This is a genomic window from Streptomyces sp. BK022 (genome assembly GCF_004217355.1).
Classification (GTDB): Bacteria; Actinomycetota; Actinomycetes; order Streptomycetales; family Streptomycetaceae; genus Streptomyces; species Streptomyces griseoluteus.
Genome location: NZ_SHKU01000002.1, coordinates 218,488 through 234,414 on the forward strand (window position 1 = coordinate 218,488; position 15,927 = coordinate 234,414).

16 protein-coding genes are annotated in these 15,927 nt (G+C 72.8%); 9 read left to right on the plus strand and 7 right to left on the minus strand.

Going from position 1 to position 15,927, the window contains the following annotated elements; translation table 11 throughout:
- Positions 1-8: 8 nt before the first annotated feature.
- Positions 9-560: a hypothetical protein gene (locus tag EV284_RS07130; protein WP_130331461.1), complete on the minus strand. Its 552-nt coding sequence runs from the start codon at positions 558-560 to the stop codon at positions 9-11.
- 132 nt (positions 561-692) lie between these two features.
- Here EV284_RS07130 and tsaB point away from each other — a divergent pair, with 132 nt between their 5' ends.
- The 4 genes from tsaB to EV284_RS07150 are packed head-to-tail and all read left to right on the plus strand — an operon-like array spanning position 693 to position 3,196.
- Positions 693-1,349, plus strand: a complete 657-nt coding sequence (tsaB, locus tag EV284_RS07135) for a tRNA (adenosine(37)-N6)-threonylcarbamoyltransferase complex dimerization subunit type 1 TsaB (protein ID WP_130331463.1) — start codon at positions 693-695, stop codon at positions 1,347-1,349.
- Positions 1,350-1,366: 17 nt separating this feature from the next.
- Complete coding sequence (rimI, locus tag EV284_RS07140) at positions 1,367-1,849, plus strand: ribosomal protein S18-alanine N-acetyltransferase (protein WP_130332920.1); 483 nt, start codon at positions 1,367-1,369, stop codon at positions 1,847-1,849.
- Complete coding sequence (gene tsaD / locus EV284_RS07145) at positions 1,842-2,945, plus strand: tRNA (adenosine(37)-N6)-threonylcarbamoyltransferase complex transferase subunit TsaD (RefSeq protein ID WP_130331465.1); 1,104 nt, start codon at positions 1,842-1,844, stop codon at positions 2,943-2,945. The genes rimI and tsaD overlap by 8 nt, the downstream gene beginning before the upstream one ends.
- The gene (locus EV284_RS07150) at positions 2,942-3,196 is read left to right on the plus strand and encodes a hypothetical protein (RefSeq protein WP_130331467.1); all 255 of its coding nucleotides are present in this window, start codon (positions 2,942-2,944) and stop codon (positions 3,194-3,196) included. Before tsaD ends, EV284_RS07150 begins: the two co-directional genes overlap by 4 nt.
- Before the next feature lie 217 nt (positions 3,197-3,413).
- Here the strand turns inward: EV284_RS07150 and EV284_RS07155 are convergent, their stop codons facing one another.
- From EV284_RS07155 to EV284_RS07170, 4 genes are read right to left on the minus strand one after another with little or no spacing between them, the layout of a single operon-like run.
- On the minus strand, positions 3,414-5,720 hold the full coding sequence (locus EV284_RS07155) for a glycoside hydrolase family 3 N-terminal domain-containing protein (protein WP_130331469.1): 2,307 nt from the start codon (positions 5,718-5,720) through the stop codon (positions 3,414-3,416).
- Between the two features lie 32 nt (positions 5,721-5,752).
- Positions 5,753-6,571 carry a carbohydrate ABC transporter permease gene (locus EV284_RS07160; RefSeq protein WP_130331471.1) on the minus strand — a complete coding sequence of 273 codons (819 nt, stop codon included), beginning with the start codon at positions 6,569-6,571 and terminating at the stop codon, positions 5,753-5,755.
- 4 nt (positions 6,572-6,575) lie between these two features.
- On the minus strand, positions 6,576-7,436 hold the full coding sequence (locus EV284_RS07165) for a sugar ABC transporter permease (RefSeq protein WP_242625615.1): 861 nt from the start codon (positions 7,434-7,436) through the stop codon (positions 6,576-6,578).
- Entirely contained in the window at positions 7,433-8,740 is a 1,308-nt protein-coding gene (locus tag EV284_RS07170; protein WP_130331473.1) for an extracellular solute-binding protein, read from the minus strand. Before EV284_RS07170 ends, EV284_RS07165 begins: the two co-directional genes overlap by 4 nt.
- A gap of 117 nt (positions 8,741-8,857) precedes the next feature.
- Between EV284_RS07170 and EV284_RS07175 the strand changes: the two genes are divergently transcribed.
- The gene (locus EV284_RS07175; RefSeq protein WP_165425475.1) at positions 8,858-9,886 is read left to right on the plus strand and encodes a LacI family DNA-binding transcriptional regulator; all 1,029 of its coding nucleotides are present in this window, start codon (positions 8,858-8,860) and stop codon (positions 9,884-9,886) included.
- A 60-nt stretch (positions 9,887-9,946) separates the two neighbouring features.
- Here EV284_RS07175 and EV284_RS07180 read toward each other — a convergent pair whose 3' ends face one another.
- Positions 9,947-11,239 carry a methyltransferase domain-containing protein gene (locus tag EV284_RS07180; RefSeq protein ID WP_130331477.1) on the minus strand — a complete coding sequence of 431 codons (1,293 nt, stop codon included), beginning with the start codon at positions 11,237-11,239 and terminating at the stop codon, positions 9,947-9,949.
- On the opposite strand from EV284_RS07180, the gene EV284_RS07185 reads away from it, so the two are divergent.
- From EV284_RS07185 to groL, 4 genes are all read left to right on the plus strand, one after another.
- Entirely contained in the window at positions 11,222-12,136 is a 915-nt protein-coding gene (locus tag EV284_RS07185) for a polysaccharide deacetylase family protein (RefSeq protein WP_207228961.1), read from the plus strand. The two genes, EV284_RS07180 and EV284_RS07185, sit on opposite strands and share 18 nt — an antisense overlap.
- Complete coding sequence (locus tag EV284_RS07190) at positions 12,133-12,642, plus strand: hypothetical protein (protein ID WP_130331479.1); 510 nt, start codon at positions 12,133-12,135, stop codon at positions 12,640-12,642. Before EV284_RS07185 ends, EV284_RS07190 begins: the two co-directional genes overlap by 4 nt.
- A 322-nt stretch (positions 12,643-12,964) precedes the next feature.
- Complete coding sequence (gene groES, locus EV284_RS07195; RefSeq protein ID WP_018543953.1) at positions 12,965-13,273, plus strand: co-chaperone GroES; 309 nt, start codon at positions 12,965-12,967, stop codon at positions 13,271-13,273.
- Positions 13,274-13,390: 117 nt separating this feature from the next.
- Entirely contained in the window at positions 13,391-15,019 is a 1,629-nt protein-coding gene (gene groL / locus EV284_RS07200) for a chaperonin GroEL (protein WP_130331481.1), read from the plus strand.
- 97 nt (positions 15,020-15,116) lie between these two features.
- Here the strand turns inward: groL and EV284_RS07205 are convergent, their stop codons facing one another.
- Entirely contained in the window at positions 15,117-15,890 is a 774-nt protein-coding gene (locus EV284_RS07205; RefSeq protein WP_130331483.1) for an SDR family oxidoreductase, read from the minus strand.
- Positions 15,891-15,927 lie beyond the last annotated feature (37 nt).

Here is a 15,927-nt window from a genome sequence, read left to right on the forward strand (position 1 = left end):
CGCTCCCGTCAGCGGATCACCACCACCGGCACCCCGATCGTGGCGAACTGCCACATCGCCTCGCCGTCGGGACGGGTCTCCCGGATGGCGCCGGTGCGGGGGGAGCCGGGTTCGGCGGCCCGGTTGCGGGTGGCGGCGCTGAAGCCGACCGTGACGCCGTCGACCTGGGTGAAGCGGACGACGTGTTCGACCGGGAGGCCGTCGCTGCCGGTGATGGCGTTGGAGCGGGAGGTCACCCAGTAGGAGCCGGGAGCGGGGTCGACGCCGCCGGGGCGGACGCCGAAGGTGCGGGTGACGCGGCCGCGGTCGTTCACCAGCCAGACCCGGTCGTCGTCGACCGAGTACACGACCCGCTCGCCCTTCCCGGAGCCGGGCGGCAGGGCCGCGGGGTGGCGGCGGTCGCGCGGGGCCTTGGTGACGGCCACCGAGGGCGAGGCGCTCGCCGAGGGCGCGCGCAGGCTCGCCGGGACGGTCGCGTCGGCCTGGTAGGCGAGGAGGCCGACGGTGCCCACGGACACCGCGACGAGTCCGGCCACGATCCCCGAGCTGGTCCCTGCCACGTGCGCCACCTCTGCCTCGTACCGACCCGTCACGGTTCGCGGGATATGTCGTACTTCATACAGACCGTAGCAGTCAGTGACGGTCCGACCGGGACGGGCGTGCGCGAGCCGTCGGCGCCGTAGGCTGTTCGCGTGCTTCTGCTCGCTCTGGATACCGCCACCCCCGCCGTCACCGTCGCCCTGCACGACGGGACGGACGTCGTCGCCTCGTCGAGCCAGGTGGACGCCCGCCGCCACGGCGAGCTGCTGCTGCCCGCCGTGGACCGTGTGCTCGCCGCCGCCGGGCTCGGGCTGGACGCCGTCACCGGCATCGTCGTCGGCACCGGGCCCGGCCCCTACACCGGGCTGCGGGTCGGCCTGATGACCGCCGACACCTTCGGGCTGGCCCTCGGCATCCCCGTGTACGGCGTGTGCACCCTGGACGGCCTGGCGTACGCGGCCGACATCACCGAGGGCCCCTTCGTCGTGGCGACCGACGCCCGGCGCAAGGAGGTCTACTGGGCGACGTACGCCGACTCCCGCACCCGGCTCACCGGCCCGGCCGTGGACCGCCCGGCCGACATCGCCGAGCGCGTCGCGGGGTTGCCCGCCGTGGGCGCGGGCGCGCTGCTCTACCCGGACACCTTCCCCGACGTCCACGAGCCCGAGCACGTCTCCGCCGCCGCGCTCGCCTCGCTGGCCGCCGCGAGGCTGGCCGCCGGGGAGGAGCTGGACGAGCCCCGCCCGCAGTACCTGCGCAGGCCCGACGCCCAGGTGCCGAAGAACTACAAGGTGGTCACCCCCAAGTGACCGCGAAGCTGCGCGAGATGCGCTGGTGGGACATCGACCGGGTCCTGGAGCTGGAGAAGGACCTGTTCCCCGAGGACGCCTGGTCGCGGGGCATGTTCTGGTCCGAGCTGGCCCACGCGCGCGGGGACGGCGCCACCCGCCGCTACCTCGTCGCGGAGGACGACGGCCGGCTCGTCGGATACGCCGGGCTCGCCTCCTCGGGCGACCTCGGCGACGTGCAGACCATCGCCGTCGCCCGCGACCAGCAGGGCACCGGCCTCGGCGCCCGGCTGCTGACCGAGCTGCTGCGGGCCGCGACCGCCTTCGAGTGCGCCGAGGTGATGCTGGAGTGCCGGGTGGACAACACCCGCGCCCAGAAGCTCTACGAGCGCTTCGGCTTCGCCCCCATCGGCTTCCGGCGCGGCTACTACCAGCCGGGCAACGTGGACGCCCTGGTGATGCGCCTGACCGACCCCTCTTCCTCCCTGGAAGACGTACAAGGAACCGAGATCAATGGCTGACGAACCTCTCGTCCTCGGCATCGAGACCTCCTGCGACGAGACCGGCGTCGGCATCGTCCGCGGCACCACCCTGCTCGCCGACGCGGTCGCCTCCAGCGTCGACGAGCACGCCCGCTTCGGCGGTGTCGTGCCCGAGGTCGCGTCCCGCGCGCACCTGGAGGCGATGGTCCCGACCATCGAACGCGCCCTGAAGGAGGCGGGCGTCACCGCCCGCGACCTCGACGGCATCGCGGTGACCGCGGGCCCCGGCCTCGCGGGTGCCCTCCTGGTCGGCGTCTCGGCCGCCAAGGCGTACGCCTACGCGCTGGGCAAGCCGCTCTACGGCGTGAACCACCTGGCCTCGCACATCTGCGTGGACCAGCTGGAGCACGGCCCGCTGCCCGAGCCGACCATGGCGCTGCTGGTCTCCGGCGGGCACTCCTCGCTGCTGCTCTCCTCGGACATCACCTCCGACGTCCGGCCGATGGGCGCCACCATCGACGACGCGGCCGGCGAGGCGTTCGACAAGATCGCCCGCGTGCTCGACCTGGGCTTCCCCGGCGGCCCGGTCATCGACCGCTACGCCCGCGAGGGCGACCCGACGGCCATCGCCTTCCCGCGCGGCCTGAGCGGCCCGCGCGACCCGGCGTACGACTTCTCCTTCTCCGGCCTGAAGACCGCCGTGGCCCGCTGGATCGAGGCCCGGCGCGCGGCCGGCGAGGAGGTGCCGGTGCGGGACGTGGCCGCGTCCTTCCAGGAGGCCGTGGTGGACGTGCTGACCCGCAAGGCGGTGCGCGCCTGCAAGGACGAGGGCGTGGACCACCTGATGATCGGCGGCGGTGTCGCGGCCAACTCCCGGCTGCGGGCCCTGGCCCAGGAGCGCTGCGAGGCGGCCGGCATCCGGCTGCGCGTGCCGCGCCCGAAGCTGTGCACGGACAACGGCGCGATGGTGGCCGCCCTCGGCGCCGAGATGGTCGCCCGCAACCGTTCCGCCTCCGACTGGGACCTGTCCGCCGACTCCTCCCTGCCGGTGACCGACCCGCACGTGCCGGGCAGCGGGCACAGCCACGACCACGACCACGTGCACGAGGTCAGCAAGGAGAACCTGTACTCGTGAGCGTCGCCCTGATGTGGGAGGCGAAGGCCGCCGAGGGCCGGGGCGGGGAACTCCTCGCCTGGGCCCGCGCGCAGCGCCTCGGCGAGACTCCGCTGCGCCGCGAGACCTTCCGCGCGCCGGGCGACCGGGTGCTGGTCATCACCTTGTGGGACGCGGCCTACGACGCGGACGTGCCGGAACTCCCGGCGCCGGACGCGGAGCTGGTGTCCCGGCCCGTGCACCGGTGGCGGTTCGAGCGAGTCGGGGACTGAGGGGCCCGGCCCGGCTCGGGTGGCGCATCTCCGCGATCACGCGCTATGATCATCACACAGCGAACGGCCGGAACAACTCCGGTACGAACGCCGCGCGTTGGTGGTCCAAGTCAAGACGCCCCGCTTCCTGCGGGGAAATGCAGGTGCAATCCCTGCCCAGCGCTCCAGCACGAAGGCCGCCCCGGTTCCGACCGGGGCGGCCTTCGCCGTTCCCGGCCTACTCCACCGGTGCCACCGAGGTCCGGCAGCGCAGCACCCGGTCCGGTCCGGGCCGGCGCACCGGCCCGGTCAGCCGCAGCCGGGTGGTGTGCCGGACCTCGGCGCCGGAGGGGCCGAGCCGCAGCTCCAGCAGCCCCGGCTCGACCACCCGCGCCCCCGCGAGCCCGGTGAAGGCCGCCAGGTCGGCGTGGAAGGCGAAGGTGACCCGGCGGGCCTCGCCGGGCGCCAGCTCGACCCGCCGATAGCCGACCAGCCGTACGTCCGGCCGGGTCACCGAGGCCACCGGGTCGTGCAGATAGAGCTGGACCACCTCCGCGCCCGTCCGCGCCCCGGTGTTGCGCACGGTCACCGTCACCTCGTACGAGCCGTCCGTGCCGGTCTCCGCCTCCGGCGGGCCGAAGTCCGTCCAGGCGAAGGAGGTGTACGACAGGCCGTGGCCGAAGGGGTGCAGCGGGGTCGGGTCGAGGCTGCTGACCTCGCTCGCCAGGCCCAGCGGCGGCTGGAGGTAGGTCCAGGGCTGGCCGCCCGGTGTACGCGGCACGCTCACCGGCAGGCGCCCGGAGGGGTTCACCCGGCCGGCCAGGACCCCGGCCAGGGCCGGGCCGCCCTCCTCGCCGGGGAAGAACGCCTGCACCACCGCGCCGAGCCGCCCCGCCCAGCGGCCCAGCGCGTAGGGGCGTCCGGTGAGCAGCACCAGCACCACCGGCGTACCGGTCGCCACCAGCGCGTCCAGCAAGTCGCCCTGGACGCCCGGCAGGCGCAGGTCGGCCGCGTCGCAGCCCTCGCCGGAGGTGCCGCGCCCGAACAGCCCGGCCCGGTCGCCGAGCACCGCCACGCACACGTCCGCCTCCGCCGCGCGGGCGACCGCCCCCGCGAACCCGGAGGTGTCCGCGTCCGACACCCCGCATCCTTGGGTGAACGTGACCGTCGTGTCCGGGAGTTCGTCCCGCAGCGCCTCCAGCACGGTCGGGATCGCGATACCCGGCGCGACACCGGGGTGGTGGGGGAGCACGTGGGCCGGGAAGGAGTAGCAGCCGAGCATGGCCAGCGGGTCGGCGGCGCGCGGGCCGACCACCGCGATCCGGGCGCCGGGGGCCAGCGGGAGCAGGTCCGCCGGGTTCTCCAGCAGGATCACCGACTCCTCCGCCAGCCGCCGGGCCAGCACCCGCCCCTCGGGGGAGTCCAGGACGACGGGACCGGCCGGCTCCGGGTCCCAGCCGGGGTCCAGCAGGCCCAGCTCGCACTTCTGGAGCAGCACCCGGCGGGCCGCCCGGTCCACCAGGGCCTCCGGGACGCGGCCCGCCTCGACGGCGTCGGCGAGCGAGGTGCCGTAGCAGTCCACGGTGGGCAGTTCCACGTCCACGCCCGCCTCCAGCGCCAGGTGGGCGGCCCCGGCGCGGTCCTCGGCGAGCCGGTGCTGGGTGCGCAGGAAGCCGACGCCGAAGTAGTCCGCGACCACCGTGCCGGTGAACCCCCACTCCTCGCGCAGCACCCCGGTCAGCAGCCGGGCGTCGGCCGAGGCGGGCACCCCGTCGGTCTCGGTGTACGCGGCCATCACCGACCGGGCCCCGCCCTCGCGCAGCGCCAGCTCGAAGGGCGGCAGCGTCACGTCGGCCAGCTCCCGCGCGCCCGCCCGTACCGGCGCGAGGTTGCGGGCGCCCGCCGAGGCCGCGTACCCGGCGAAGTGCTTCAGCGTGGCGACGATTCCGGCCGACTCCAGACCCCGCACGTAGGCGGCGCCGACCGTGCCGACCAGGTACGGGTCCTCGCCGATCGTCTCCTCCACCCGGCCCCAGCGCGCGTCGCGGACCACGTCCAGCACCGGGGCGAGGCCCTGGTGGACGCCGGCCGCGCGCAGGTCACCGCCGATGCGGGCGCCCACCTCGGCCACCAGCTCCGGGTCGAAGGAGGCGCCCCAGGCGAGCGGCACCGGATAGGCGGTGGCGCCCCAGGCGGTGAACCCGGCCAGACACTCCTCGTGGGCTAGGGCGGGGATGCCGAAGCGGCCCGCGGCGGCGATCCGGCGCTGGGCGGCGGCGAGGGCGCGGGCGCCCCGCTCGGCGTCGACCGGGGCGGTGCCGAAGGAACGGGTGAGCTGGCCCAGGCCGTGCGCGATCAGCTCGTCCCAGTCCGGCACCGCGCTCATCTCGCTCTGCAGCGGGGCGACTTCGCCGCCGTCCGGGCCGGCGCCCACCCAGACGCCGTACAGCTGGGCGGTCTTCTCGCGCAGCGTCATCCGGGACAGCAGGTCCTCGACGCGTTCGGCGGCGGGCAGGGCGGGGTCGCGCCAGGCGGCGGAGGTCATGGAACTCCTGTCGGGAGACATGGGGGAGCCGGTCACTTTCCGCCCGCGCCCATCAGGCCGCCGACCAGGGTGCGCCGGGCCACCAGGTAGACGGCGAACACGGGGACGCCGGAGAGGACGACCGAGGCGAGCAGGGCGGGGATGTTCACGCCGAACTGGCTGACGTAGGTGAACAGACCGAGGGTCAGCATCCGGCTGTCCTCGGACTGGGTGAAGATCAGCGGGAAGAGGAAGCCGTTCCACGCCTGGAGGGACGCGTAGACCACGACGGTGCCGATGCCGCCCCGGGCCAGCGGCACGACCAGCCGGAACAGCATCCGGGCGGGGGACGCGCCGTCCAGCGCCATCGCCTCGTACAGCTCCTCGGGGATGTCCCGCAGGGTGCCGGTGAGCACCAGCACGGACACCGGCATGGCGAAGGCGGCGGTCGGCAGGGCGACGGCGAGCAGGCTGTCGTAGAGGTTCAGCTTGGTGATCATCAGGTAGAGCGGGACCACCACCGCCTGGGCGGGGACGGCCACGCCGAGCAGGAACAGCCGGAACGCGCCGCCCGACCAGACGCCGCGGGTGCGCACGGCGACGTACGCGAGCGGGACGCACAGCACCAGGACGATCCCCACCACCACGGCCGCGACCAGCACGGTGTTGGCCAGGAAGTGGCCGAAGCCGTTGTCGAGGACGGTGCCGTAGTTGGCGAGGGTGGGGTGGCGCGGCGGGCGCAGGGCGTTGCCGCCGAGCGCCTCGTCCTGGCGGGTCAGGGACACCGAGACCATGACGTAGACCGGGACGAGGACGACGGCGAGCCAGATCACCGCGCCCAGGCCCGCCAGCGGGTTGGCCGGGCGGCTCACGGCGTCACATCCCTTCCCGGGTGCTGCGCATGGCGCCGAAGCCGGTCACCCGGACCAGCAGGAGCGACAGCGCGGTGGCGGCCACGACCAGGAAGGACGCGATGGCGCTCGCGTAGCCGAAGTCGTACGACTTGAAGCCCGCCTCGTACATCAGGTACGGCAGGATCGCGGTGTCGGTGCCGGGGCCGCCCTGGGTGAGGATCAGCACGGTCTCGAAGTAGGTCAGCGAGCCGACCACCATCAGCACCAGTGAGGTCGCCGCCGTGTTGCGGAGCTGGGGCAGCGTGATGGAGCGGAACCGGCGCAGGCGTCCGGCGCCGTCGATCGCGGCCGCCTGGTAGAGCACCTCGGGGATCTGCCGGGCGCCGCCCTGGTAGATCAGGGTGTGGAACGGGATGAACTGCCAGCCGCCGACGAAGACCAGGGCGAGGAACGCCCCGGAGGTCGTGCCGAGGGTGTCGCCGGGCACGATGCCGAAGTTGGGGTCGAGCAGGGCGTAGAACAGCAGCGAGACGGCGGTCGAGGAGAGCAGGAACGGCACGAAGAAGACCGCCGACAGCACCGCCCGGTTGCGCTGCGGGCCCGCCGCCCAGACGCCGAGGAGCAGGGCGGCGGTCGTCTGGAAGGCGCAGCTCACCACGGTCAGCGCGACGGTGACGCCCAGCGAGCGGGTGAGCCGGCCGTCGGTCAGCAGGGCGTGCCAGTTGGCCAGTCCGGCCGGGCGCGGCTCGCCCAGGCCGTTCCACGAGGTGAAGGACAGGCCGAACGCCAGGGCCATCGGGACCAGGGCGAAGAAGCCGAAGAACAGCACGGCGGGCAGCGCCCAGGAGGGGTGCGGGCGGCCGGCGCCTCGCGCGGCGCTCACTTCAGGGCCTTCAGCGCCGCCACGAACCGCTCCGGCGACGACTTGCCGACGAAGAGCTTGTTGACCTCGGTGAGCATCGGGGTGGCCGCGTCCGGGTCGACCGCCTGGTCCCAGCTCAGCGTGAAGGCGGGGGCCTCGCGGACCATCCGGTACTGGAAGCGGGCGAACTCGGGGCTGGGGGAGGCGTCCAGCAGCTTGTCGGCACCGGCCGTGGCGGGCACGTCGCCGTTGGCGATCAGCTCGCGGGCGTAGGTGTCCGAGGCGCAGGTGCGCAGGAAGGCGAGCGCGGTGTCCTTGTTGCGGGTACGAGTGTTCACGGACCAGTAGTTGGTGGGGTTGCCGACCACGTTGCGGATGTCGCCGGCGCCGCCGTCGAACTCCGGGAAGGGGCACCAGCCCAGGTGCCCGCGGGCGAAGTCCGGGAACTTGCCGAGCTGGGTGGAGTACTCCCAGGACCCCATCAGGTGCATCGCGGCCTTGCCCTTGGCGAGCGCGGCCGGGGCCCCGCCGTTGGTGTACGCGACCGAGCTGAAGCCCTTGCCGAAGGCGCCGTCGTCGACGAGTTCGCGTACCGTCCGGGCGGCCTTCAGCACGGCGGGGTCGCCCCAGCCGGCCGTGTCGCCGTTCTTGACCCGGTCGAAGACCTTCGGGCCGCCGATCCGGTCCACCAGGTACTCCAGCCACATCAGTTCGGGCCAGATGTCGGCGCCGCCCAGGGCGAAGGGGGTGATCCCGGCCTTCTTGAGCTTGGTGTTGTTGTCCAGGAGCTGGTCCCAGGTGGCGGGCGGCTTCAGGCCGTGCTCGGCGAACAGGGTCTTGTTGTAGAAGAGGATCACCGGCTGCATGCCGCGCATCGGGACGCCGTACTCCCGGCCGCCGAGCGCCCCGGCGGCGAGGACGGAGGGCAGGAAGCCGTTCTTCAGCACCGGGTCGCCGGCGATGGTGCCGGTGAGGTCGAGGATCTGGCCGGCCTCCCGGTACGCCTTGATGGAGCCGCCGCCCCAGTTGAAGAACACGTCCGGGGCGTTGGGGGAGCCCATCGCGGTGCGCAGCTTGGCCGGGTACTCCGCGCCGGGCACCTTCTCCAGCCGCAGGCTGCCCTTGGTCTCGCGGGCCGCCGCCGAGGCGTTGAACCGGGAGACCGCCTTCGCCTGCACCTTGGCCGCGTCGTCGCCGTACACGAACGCGGTGAGGGTGCCGTCCGAACCGCCGGAGCCGCCCGAGCCGCAGGCGGTGAGACCGGCGGCCGAGACGAGGGCGGTGGTGCCCGCGCCGAGGAACCAGCGTCTGCTGTAGGTCTCCATGTGCCGGGCACCCCTCACGTCGTTGCCGAAAGTTTCGATCAGAAACTCGAATGTTCCGGGAACGTAAGGCTCTCCTGAGGGTTCGTCAAGGGGTCGCGCAGGGCTACGATCACGGCCATGGAACCGTCGAAGACCGCCGCGAAGCGGAGCGCCACGCTCGCCGAGATCGCCCGAGAGGCCGGGGTGTCGGCTCCGACTGTTTCGAAGGTGCTGAACGGCCGGACCGACGTGGCGGCGGCCACCCGAACCCGCGTCGAGGAGTTGCTGCGCGCCCACGGCTACCGGCGCAGGCGGGCCGAGGTCACCCGCTCGCCGCTGATCGACCTGGTCTTCCACGAGCTGGAGAGCGCCTGGGCGATGGAGGTCATCCGGGGCGTGGAGAACGTGGCCCGCGACGCCGGGCTGAGCGTGGTCCTCTCCGAGAGCGCCGGACGCCTCACACCGGGCCGCACCTGGGCCGACCAGGTGGCCGGACGCCGGCCGCACGGGGTGATCCTGGTGCTGTCCGGGCTCGACGCGGCCCAGCAGGCCCTGCTGACCAGCCGTTCCGTGCCCTTCGTGGTGATGGACCCGGCGGGCGATCCGGGGGCCGACGTCCCCTCGGTCGGCGCCACCAACTGGCAGGGCGGGCTCGCCGCCACCCGGCATCTGATCGACCTCGGCCACACCCGGATCGGCGCGATCGGCGGGCCCTCGCGCATGATGTGCGCCCGCGCCCGCCTCGACGGCTACCGGGCCGCGCTGGACACCGCCGGGCTGCCCGCCGACCCGGCGCTGATCCTGGAGGGCGACTTCCACCACGAGTCCGGCCACCGCCTCGGCCTCGACCTGCTCGGCCGCGCCGACCGGCCCACGGCCGTCTTCGCGGGCAACGACCTCCAGGCGCTCGGCCTGTACGAGGCAGCCCGCGAACTGGGGCTGCGCGTACCGGAGGACGTGAGCGTCGTCGGCTTCGACGACCTGCCCGTCGCCCGCTGGGTGGGCCCGCCGCTGACCACCGTGCGCCAGCCGCTGACCGAGATGGCCGAGGCGGCGGCGCGGCTGGTGCTGGAGCTGGGGCGCGGGGAGCGGGAGCGGACGGCCACCCGGCTGGAGCTGGCGACCAGCCTGGTGGTGCGGTCGAGCACGGCGGCTCCGGCCGCGTAAGGGGGGCTTCGAAAGTTTCGAAGAGGCTGGGCCGGGCGCCCGAAGTCCCGCCCGGCTCCCTCAGGCCGGGTGCCCGATCAGCATGGTGGGGGCGCCCGCCACGCGGGTCATGAAGACGGTCGCGGCGTTGGGGCCCTGCGGCTTGACCTTCCGGCGCAGCTCCTCCGGCTCCACCGCCGAGCCGCGCTTCTTGACGGTCAGGTTGCCGACACCGCGCTCGCGCAGCAGCGCCTTCAGCTTCTTGACGTTGAACGGCATCCGGTCGGTGATCTCGTAGGCGGTGGCGTACGGGGTCGGGCGGAGTCCGTCGGCGGTGACGTAGGCGATCGTCTCGTCCAGCAGGCCGCCGTCCAGCTCCTCGGCGACCTCCGCGACCAGATGGGCCCGGATCACCGCGCCGTCCGGTTCGTACAGGTACCGGCCGGGCGTGCGCACCGCCGGGTCGGCGAGGCCCCGGCCCTCAAGGGTGCGCGGGCCGGGGAGCAGAGTGGCGCGGACACCGCCCGGCGCTCCGGTGCCGAACCAGAGCACGGCCTCCTTCACGTCACCGCCGTCCGAGATCCACTCCGCCTCGGCCTCGGCGGGCACCGCCTCGTGCGGGATGCCGGGCGCGATCTTCAGGGCGGCCCGGGGCGCGGCGAGCGCGGTGGCCACGGCCCAGGACAGCGGCGGTGAGTACGCCTCCGGGTCGAAGATCCGGCCGCGTCCGCCACGCCGGGCGGGGTCCACGAACACCGCGTCGTATCCCGCGGTGTCCACCTCGGTGACGTCGGCCTCGCGCACCTCGATCAGGCCGGCGAGCCCCAGCGCCTCGGCGTTGGCCCGCGCGACGGCCGCGGTCAGCGGGTCCCGGTCCACCGCGAGCACCCGGATGCCCGCGCGGGCCAGCGCGAGCGCGTCGCCGCCGATCCCGCAGCACAGGTCGGCCACCGAGGTGACCCCGAGCGCCCGCATCCGCTCCGCGCGGTACGCGGCCACGCTCGCCCGCGTCGACTGCTCGACCCCGTTGGGCGTGAAGAACATCGCCCGCGCGTCCGCCGCGCCGAACTTGGCCTCCGCCCGCTGCCGCAGCCTGGCCTGGCCGAGCGCGGCCGAGACCAGCCCGGCCGGGTGGGTGCGGCGCAGCCGGGTGGCCACGGCGAGTTCGTCGGCCGGCGCGGTGCCGCGCACCTCGTCGAGGAGGGCCCGGCCCTCGTCGGTGCGCAGCGCGTGGAATCCCTGGAGGGCGGAGAGCTGGTCGTTCACCGGCTCATTGTGGGCCAGTCGGTGGACCGTGCGCCTCCGGCGGCGGTGTCGGGCCGGGATCGGGACGGGGTCCTGCCAAGATCCGGCACCATGCGACATGTAGGACAAAATGACAATTTCCGGGCCGGGTTCCGGTCCCTGGCCGTACGGTGCTCGGTCGCCGCGCTGGCCACCGCCGCCGTACTCACCGGATGCTCGGGCACCGGCTCCCCGGGCTCCGCGCCCGCCGGTCAGGGTGGCCCCGCCAAGGCCCCTGACGCCGCCTCGGCCCGCCTCGCGGAGCAGCGGCGCATGGTGGCAGCGGCCCGCAAGTGGCGGCTCGACCAGGTGCCGCTCACGGCCCCGGCCCCGCCGAAGGTCAAGCCGAGGATCACCGCGCGCGCGGGCTTCGAGGTGGACCACCAGGAGGACGAGAACCTCCCCCCGGTCTTCACCACCGTCCCCACCGACAAGAAGATCGTCTTCCTCACCATCGACGACGGCGCGGAGAAGGACCCCCGCTTCCTCGCGATGATGCGCGAGCTGAAGGTCCCGTACACCGCCTTCCTCAGCGACTACCTGGTGAAGGACGACTACGGCTACTTCCGCAAGAGCCAGGAGTACGGCAACACGCTCGACAACCACACCCTGACGCACCCCTATCTGCCCGGCCTCTCCTACGAACAGCAGCGGCAGGAGATCTGCGGCATGCAGGACATCATGGAGAAGCAGTACGGCAAGCGCCCCGAGGTCCTGCGCCCGCCCTACGGCGACTACAACCAGGACACTCTGCGCGCGGCCAAGTCCTGCGGCATCAAGTACGCGCCGATCTGGAACGAGGAGGTCTTCGTCGACCACTGGGAGTACCGCGAGGACGACAGGCGACTGCGCAGGGGTGACATCGTCCTCACCCACTTCCGGGGCACCGACGACTGGGACGGCACGATGGTCGACGACATGCGCCGTTTCCTGAACAAGGTCACCCGCGAGGGATACGCCGTGGCGCGCCTGGAGGACTACCTGTGAGGCGCGGGGCGCGGCCGGCCCGCCGTGCGGCACGGGCCGTCGCGCTCGCCTCGGCCGCACTGCTGCTCACCGGCTGCGCCCAGTCGGTCGACCCCATCGAACGCCTCGGCAAGAAGGCCGCGCAGGGCGTCCGCCGCCCGGCTCCGGTCCGCCCCCTCTCGGTCCGTACGGGGACGCGTGCGGTGGACCACGTGGCCACGACCGACCGGGTCGTCTTCCTGACCTACGACGCGGGGGCCGTACGCGACCGAAGGCTGGCCGCCCTGATCGGCGAACTCCGCCTGCCGGTCACCGTCTTCACCCGTGCCGAGGCCCCCGTCCACTGGCGCGCGAGGACCACCCGCCACGGCCTCGCCTACAAGGGCACCCCCGGACACCTGACCCCCGGCGACATCATCCGCATCACCCCGGGCCGGGAGGGCACCTTGGCCGAGCGCACGGAACAGGTGCTGAGGGAGGCCGGGCGAAGGGGCCTGACGCCGGGAAAGCTGAAGGACTACCTGTAGGTGTCTCAGCCCGTCCGGCGCTTGAGGGCGAGGCCCGTCCAGGGCCGAAGCGGGGGGCCGGGGGCGGCGGCCCCCTGGACGGCACGCGCGCCAACAGCACGGTGAAGCCACGCCGAACAGGTCCCGGATGCCGACGCGCCGCGCGGCAATTGGCACTCCGCTTGACCGAGTGCTAATCGCGGTCATAGTCTCGGCACTGGCACTCGGCACGCGAGAGTGCCAACAAAGCGACGGGCAGGTCCGGCACCCGCGACGACGGATCCACCTGGTCGCCACCTCAGACAGTCAACCCCGTGAATTCTCAGAAGGGGGAGGTCGGATCGTGACGACCGCCAGCTCCAAGGTTGCCATCAAGCCGCTCGAGGACCGCATCGTGGTCCAGCCGCTGGACGCCGAGCAGACCACGGCCTCTGGCCTGGTCATCCCGGACACCGCGAAGGAGAAGCCCCAGGAGGGCGCCGTCCTCGCCGTCGGTCCGGGCCGCTTCGAGAACGGCGAGCGCCTGCCGCTCGACGTCAAGGTCGGCGACATCGTGCTGTACAGCAAGTACGGCGGCACCGAGGTGAAGTACAACGGCGACGAGTACCTCGTCCTCTCGGCCCGCGACGTTCTCGCGATCATCGAGAAGTAGTTCACCCCGAAGCATCTGCTTCACCACTGCGCCCCTGGTTCCCGCGACCGTTAAGAAGCCGGGCGGCCGGGGGCGCAGGCACATCCACCCAGATTTTCCGAGAGGGCTCCCGCTGTCATGGCGAAGACACTGAAGTTCGACGAGGACGCCCGTCGCGCCCTTGAGCGCGGCGTCAACAAGCTGGCCGACACGGTGAAGGTGACGATCGGTCCCCGTGGCCGCAACGTCGTCATCGACAAGAAGTTCGGCGCGCCGACCATCACCAACGACGGTGTCACGATCGCCCGTGAGGTCGAGATCGAGGACCCGTTCGAGAACCTCGGCGCCCAGCTCGTGAAGGAGGTGGCGACCAAGACCAACGACATCGCGGGTGACGGCACCACCACCGCCACCGTGCTCGCCCAGGCCCTGGTCCGCGAGGGCCTGAAGAACGTCGCCGCCGGCGCGTCCCCCGCCGCCCTGAAGAAGGGCATCGACGCCGCCGTCAAGGCCATCTCCGAGGACCTGCTCGCCTCCGCGCGCCCGATCGACGAGAAGTCCGACATCGCCGCCGTCGCCGCGCTGTCCGCCCAGGACCAGCAGGTCGGTGAGCTGATCGCCGAGGCCATGGACAAGGTCGGCAAGGACGGCGTCATCACCGTCGAGGAGTCCAACACCTTCGGTCTGGAGCTGGACTTCACCGAGGGCATGGCCTTCGACAAGGGCTACCTGTCCCCGTACTTCGTCACCGACCAGGAGCGTATGGAGGCCGTCCTCGACGACCCGTACATCCTGATCAACCAGGGCAAGATCTCCTCGATCACCGAGCTGCTCCCGCTGCTCGAGAAGATCATCCAGACCAACGCCTCGAAGCCGCTGCTGATCATCGCCGAGGACGTCGAGGGCGAGGCCCTGTCGACCCTGGTGGTCAACAAGATCCGCGGCACCTTCAACGCCGTCGCGGTGAAGGCCCCCGGCTTCGGCGACCGCCGCAAGGCGATGCTGCAGGACATGGCCGTCCTCACCGGCGCCACCGTCATCTCCGAGGAGGTCGGCCTCAAGCTCGACCAGGCCGGTCTCGACGTGCTGGGCACCGCCCGCCGCGTGACCGTCACCAAGGACGACACCACGATCGTCGAGGGCGGCGGCAACGCGGCCGACCTGACGGGCCGCGTCAACCAGATCAAGGCCGAGATCGAGAACACCGACTCCGACTGGGACCGCGAGAAGCTCCAGGAGCGCCTCGCCAAGCTGGCCGGCGGCGTGTGCGTGATCAAGGTCGGCGCCGCCACCGAGGTGGAGCTGAAGGAGAAGAAGCACCGTCTGGAGGACGCCATCTCCGCGACCCGCGCCGCGGTCGAGGAGGGCATCGTCTCCGGTGGTGGCTCCGCGCTGGTCCACTCCGCCAAGGTCCTGCAGGACGGTCTCGGCAAGACCGGCGACGAGGCCACCGGCGTGAGCGTCGTCCGCAACGCGGTCGTCGAGCCGCTGCGCTGGATCGGCGAGAACGCCGGCCAGGAGGGCTACGTCATCGTCTCCAAGGTCAAGGACATGGAGAAGGGCCAGGGCTACAACGCGGCCACCGGCGAGTACGGCGACCTGGTCAAGGCCGGTGTCATCGACCCGGTCAAGGTCACCCGCTCCGCCCTGGAGAACGCCGCCTCCATCGCCTCCCTCCTCCTCACGACCGAGACCCTGGTCGTCGAGAAGAAGGAAGAGGAAGAGGCCGCCGCCGGTCACAGCCACGGCCACGGCCACTCCCACTAAGGCGACTCGCCTTCAAGGCACACGACTTCGCCCCGCCGGGATCTCCTGGCGGGGCGAAGTGCTGTGTCAGCGGCCTCTGGACTCAGGGCATCCCCCGTCAGCTGGGACCGTACTTGCGCCCCGTACGCGCGCTGATTCCGCCCAGGAGGCCGCGCGGGGCCACCTTCGCCAGGCCCATGAGGGCCTTGTAGCGGGGGTCGGGGATGGAGACGGTCTTGTTGCGGGCGAGGTCGGCCAGGGCGGCCGCGACCAGCTTGTCGGCGTCGAGCCACATCCAGCCGGGGATGTTGTCCGTGCCCATGCCGGCCCGCTCGTGGAACTCGGTGCGGACGAAGCCGGGGCACAGGGCCATCAGCCGGACCCCACTGCCCGCGAGGTCCTTCGCCGCGCCCTGGGTGAACTGCACGACCCACGCCTTCGAGGCGCCGTACGTACCGCGCGGGACGAAGGCCGCCACCGAGGCGACGTTCACCACCCCGCCGCGCCCGCGCTCCCGCATGGCCTCCGCGGCGGCCGAGGTCAGCCGGAGCACCGCCTCGCAGTGGACCTTGAGCATGCGCAGCTCGTCGGCCATGGAGACGTCGAGATAGCGGCCCTTGTTGCCGAACCCGGCGTTGTTGACCAGCAGGTCGATCGGGTGCCGCCGGTCACCGAGCCGCTCGGCCACCGTCTCGATGCCCTTGTCCTCGGCGAGGTCGGCGGTCAGCACCTCCGCCTCGATGCCGTGCCGGTCGTGCAACTCGGTCGCCTGCTCGCGCAGCCGCGCCGTGTCGCGCGCCACCAGCACCAGGTCGTGCCCGTCCGCGGCCAGCCGCCGTGCGAACGCGGCGCCGATGCCCGCGGTCGATCCCGTAATCAGAGCCGTTGTCATGGCCCAAGACTAGTGACCCGCGCCGTCGGTCCCCGGC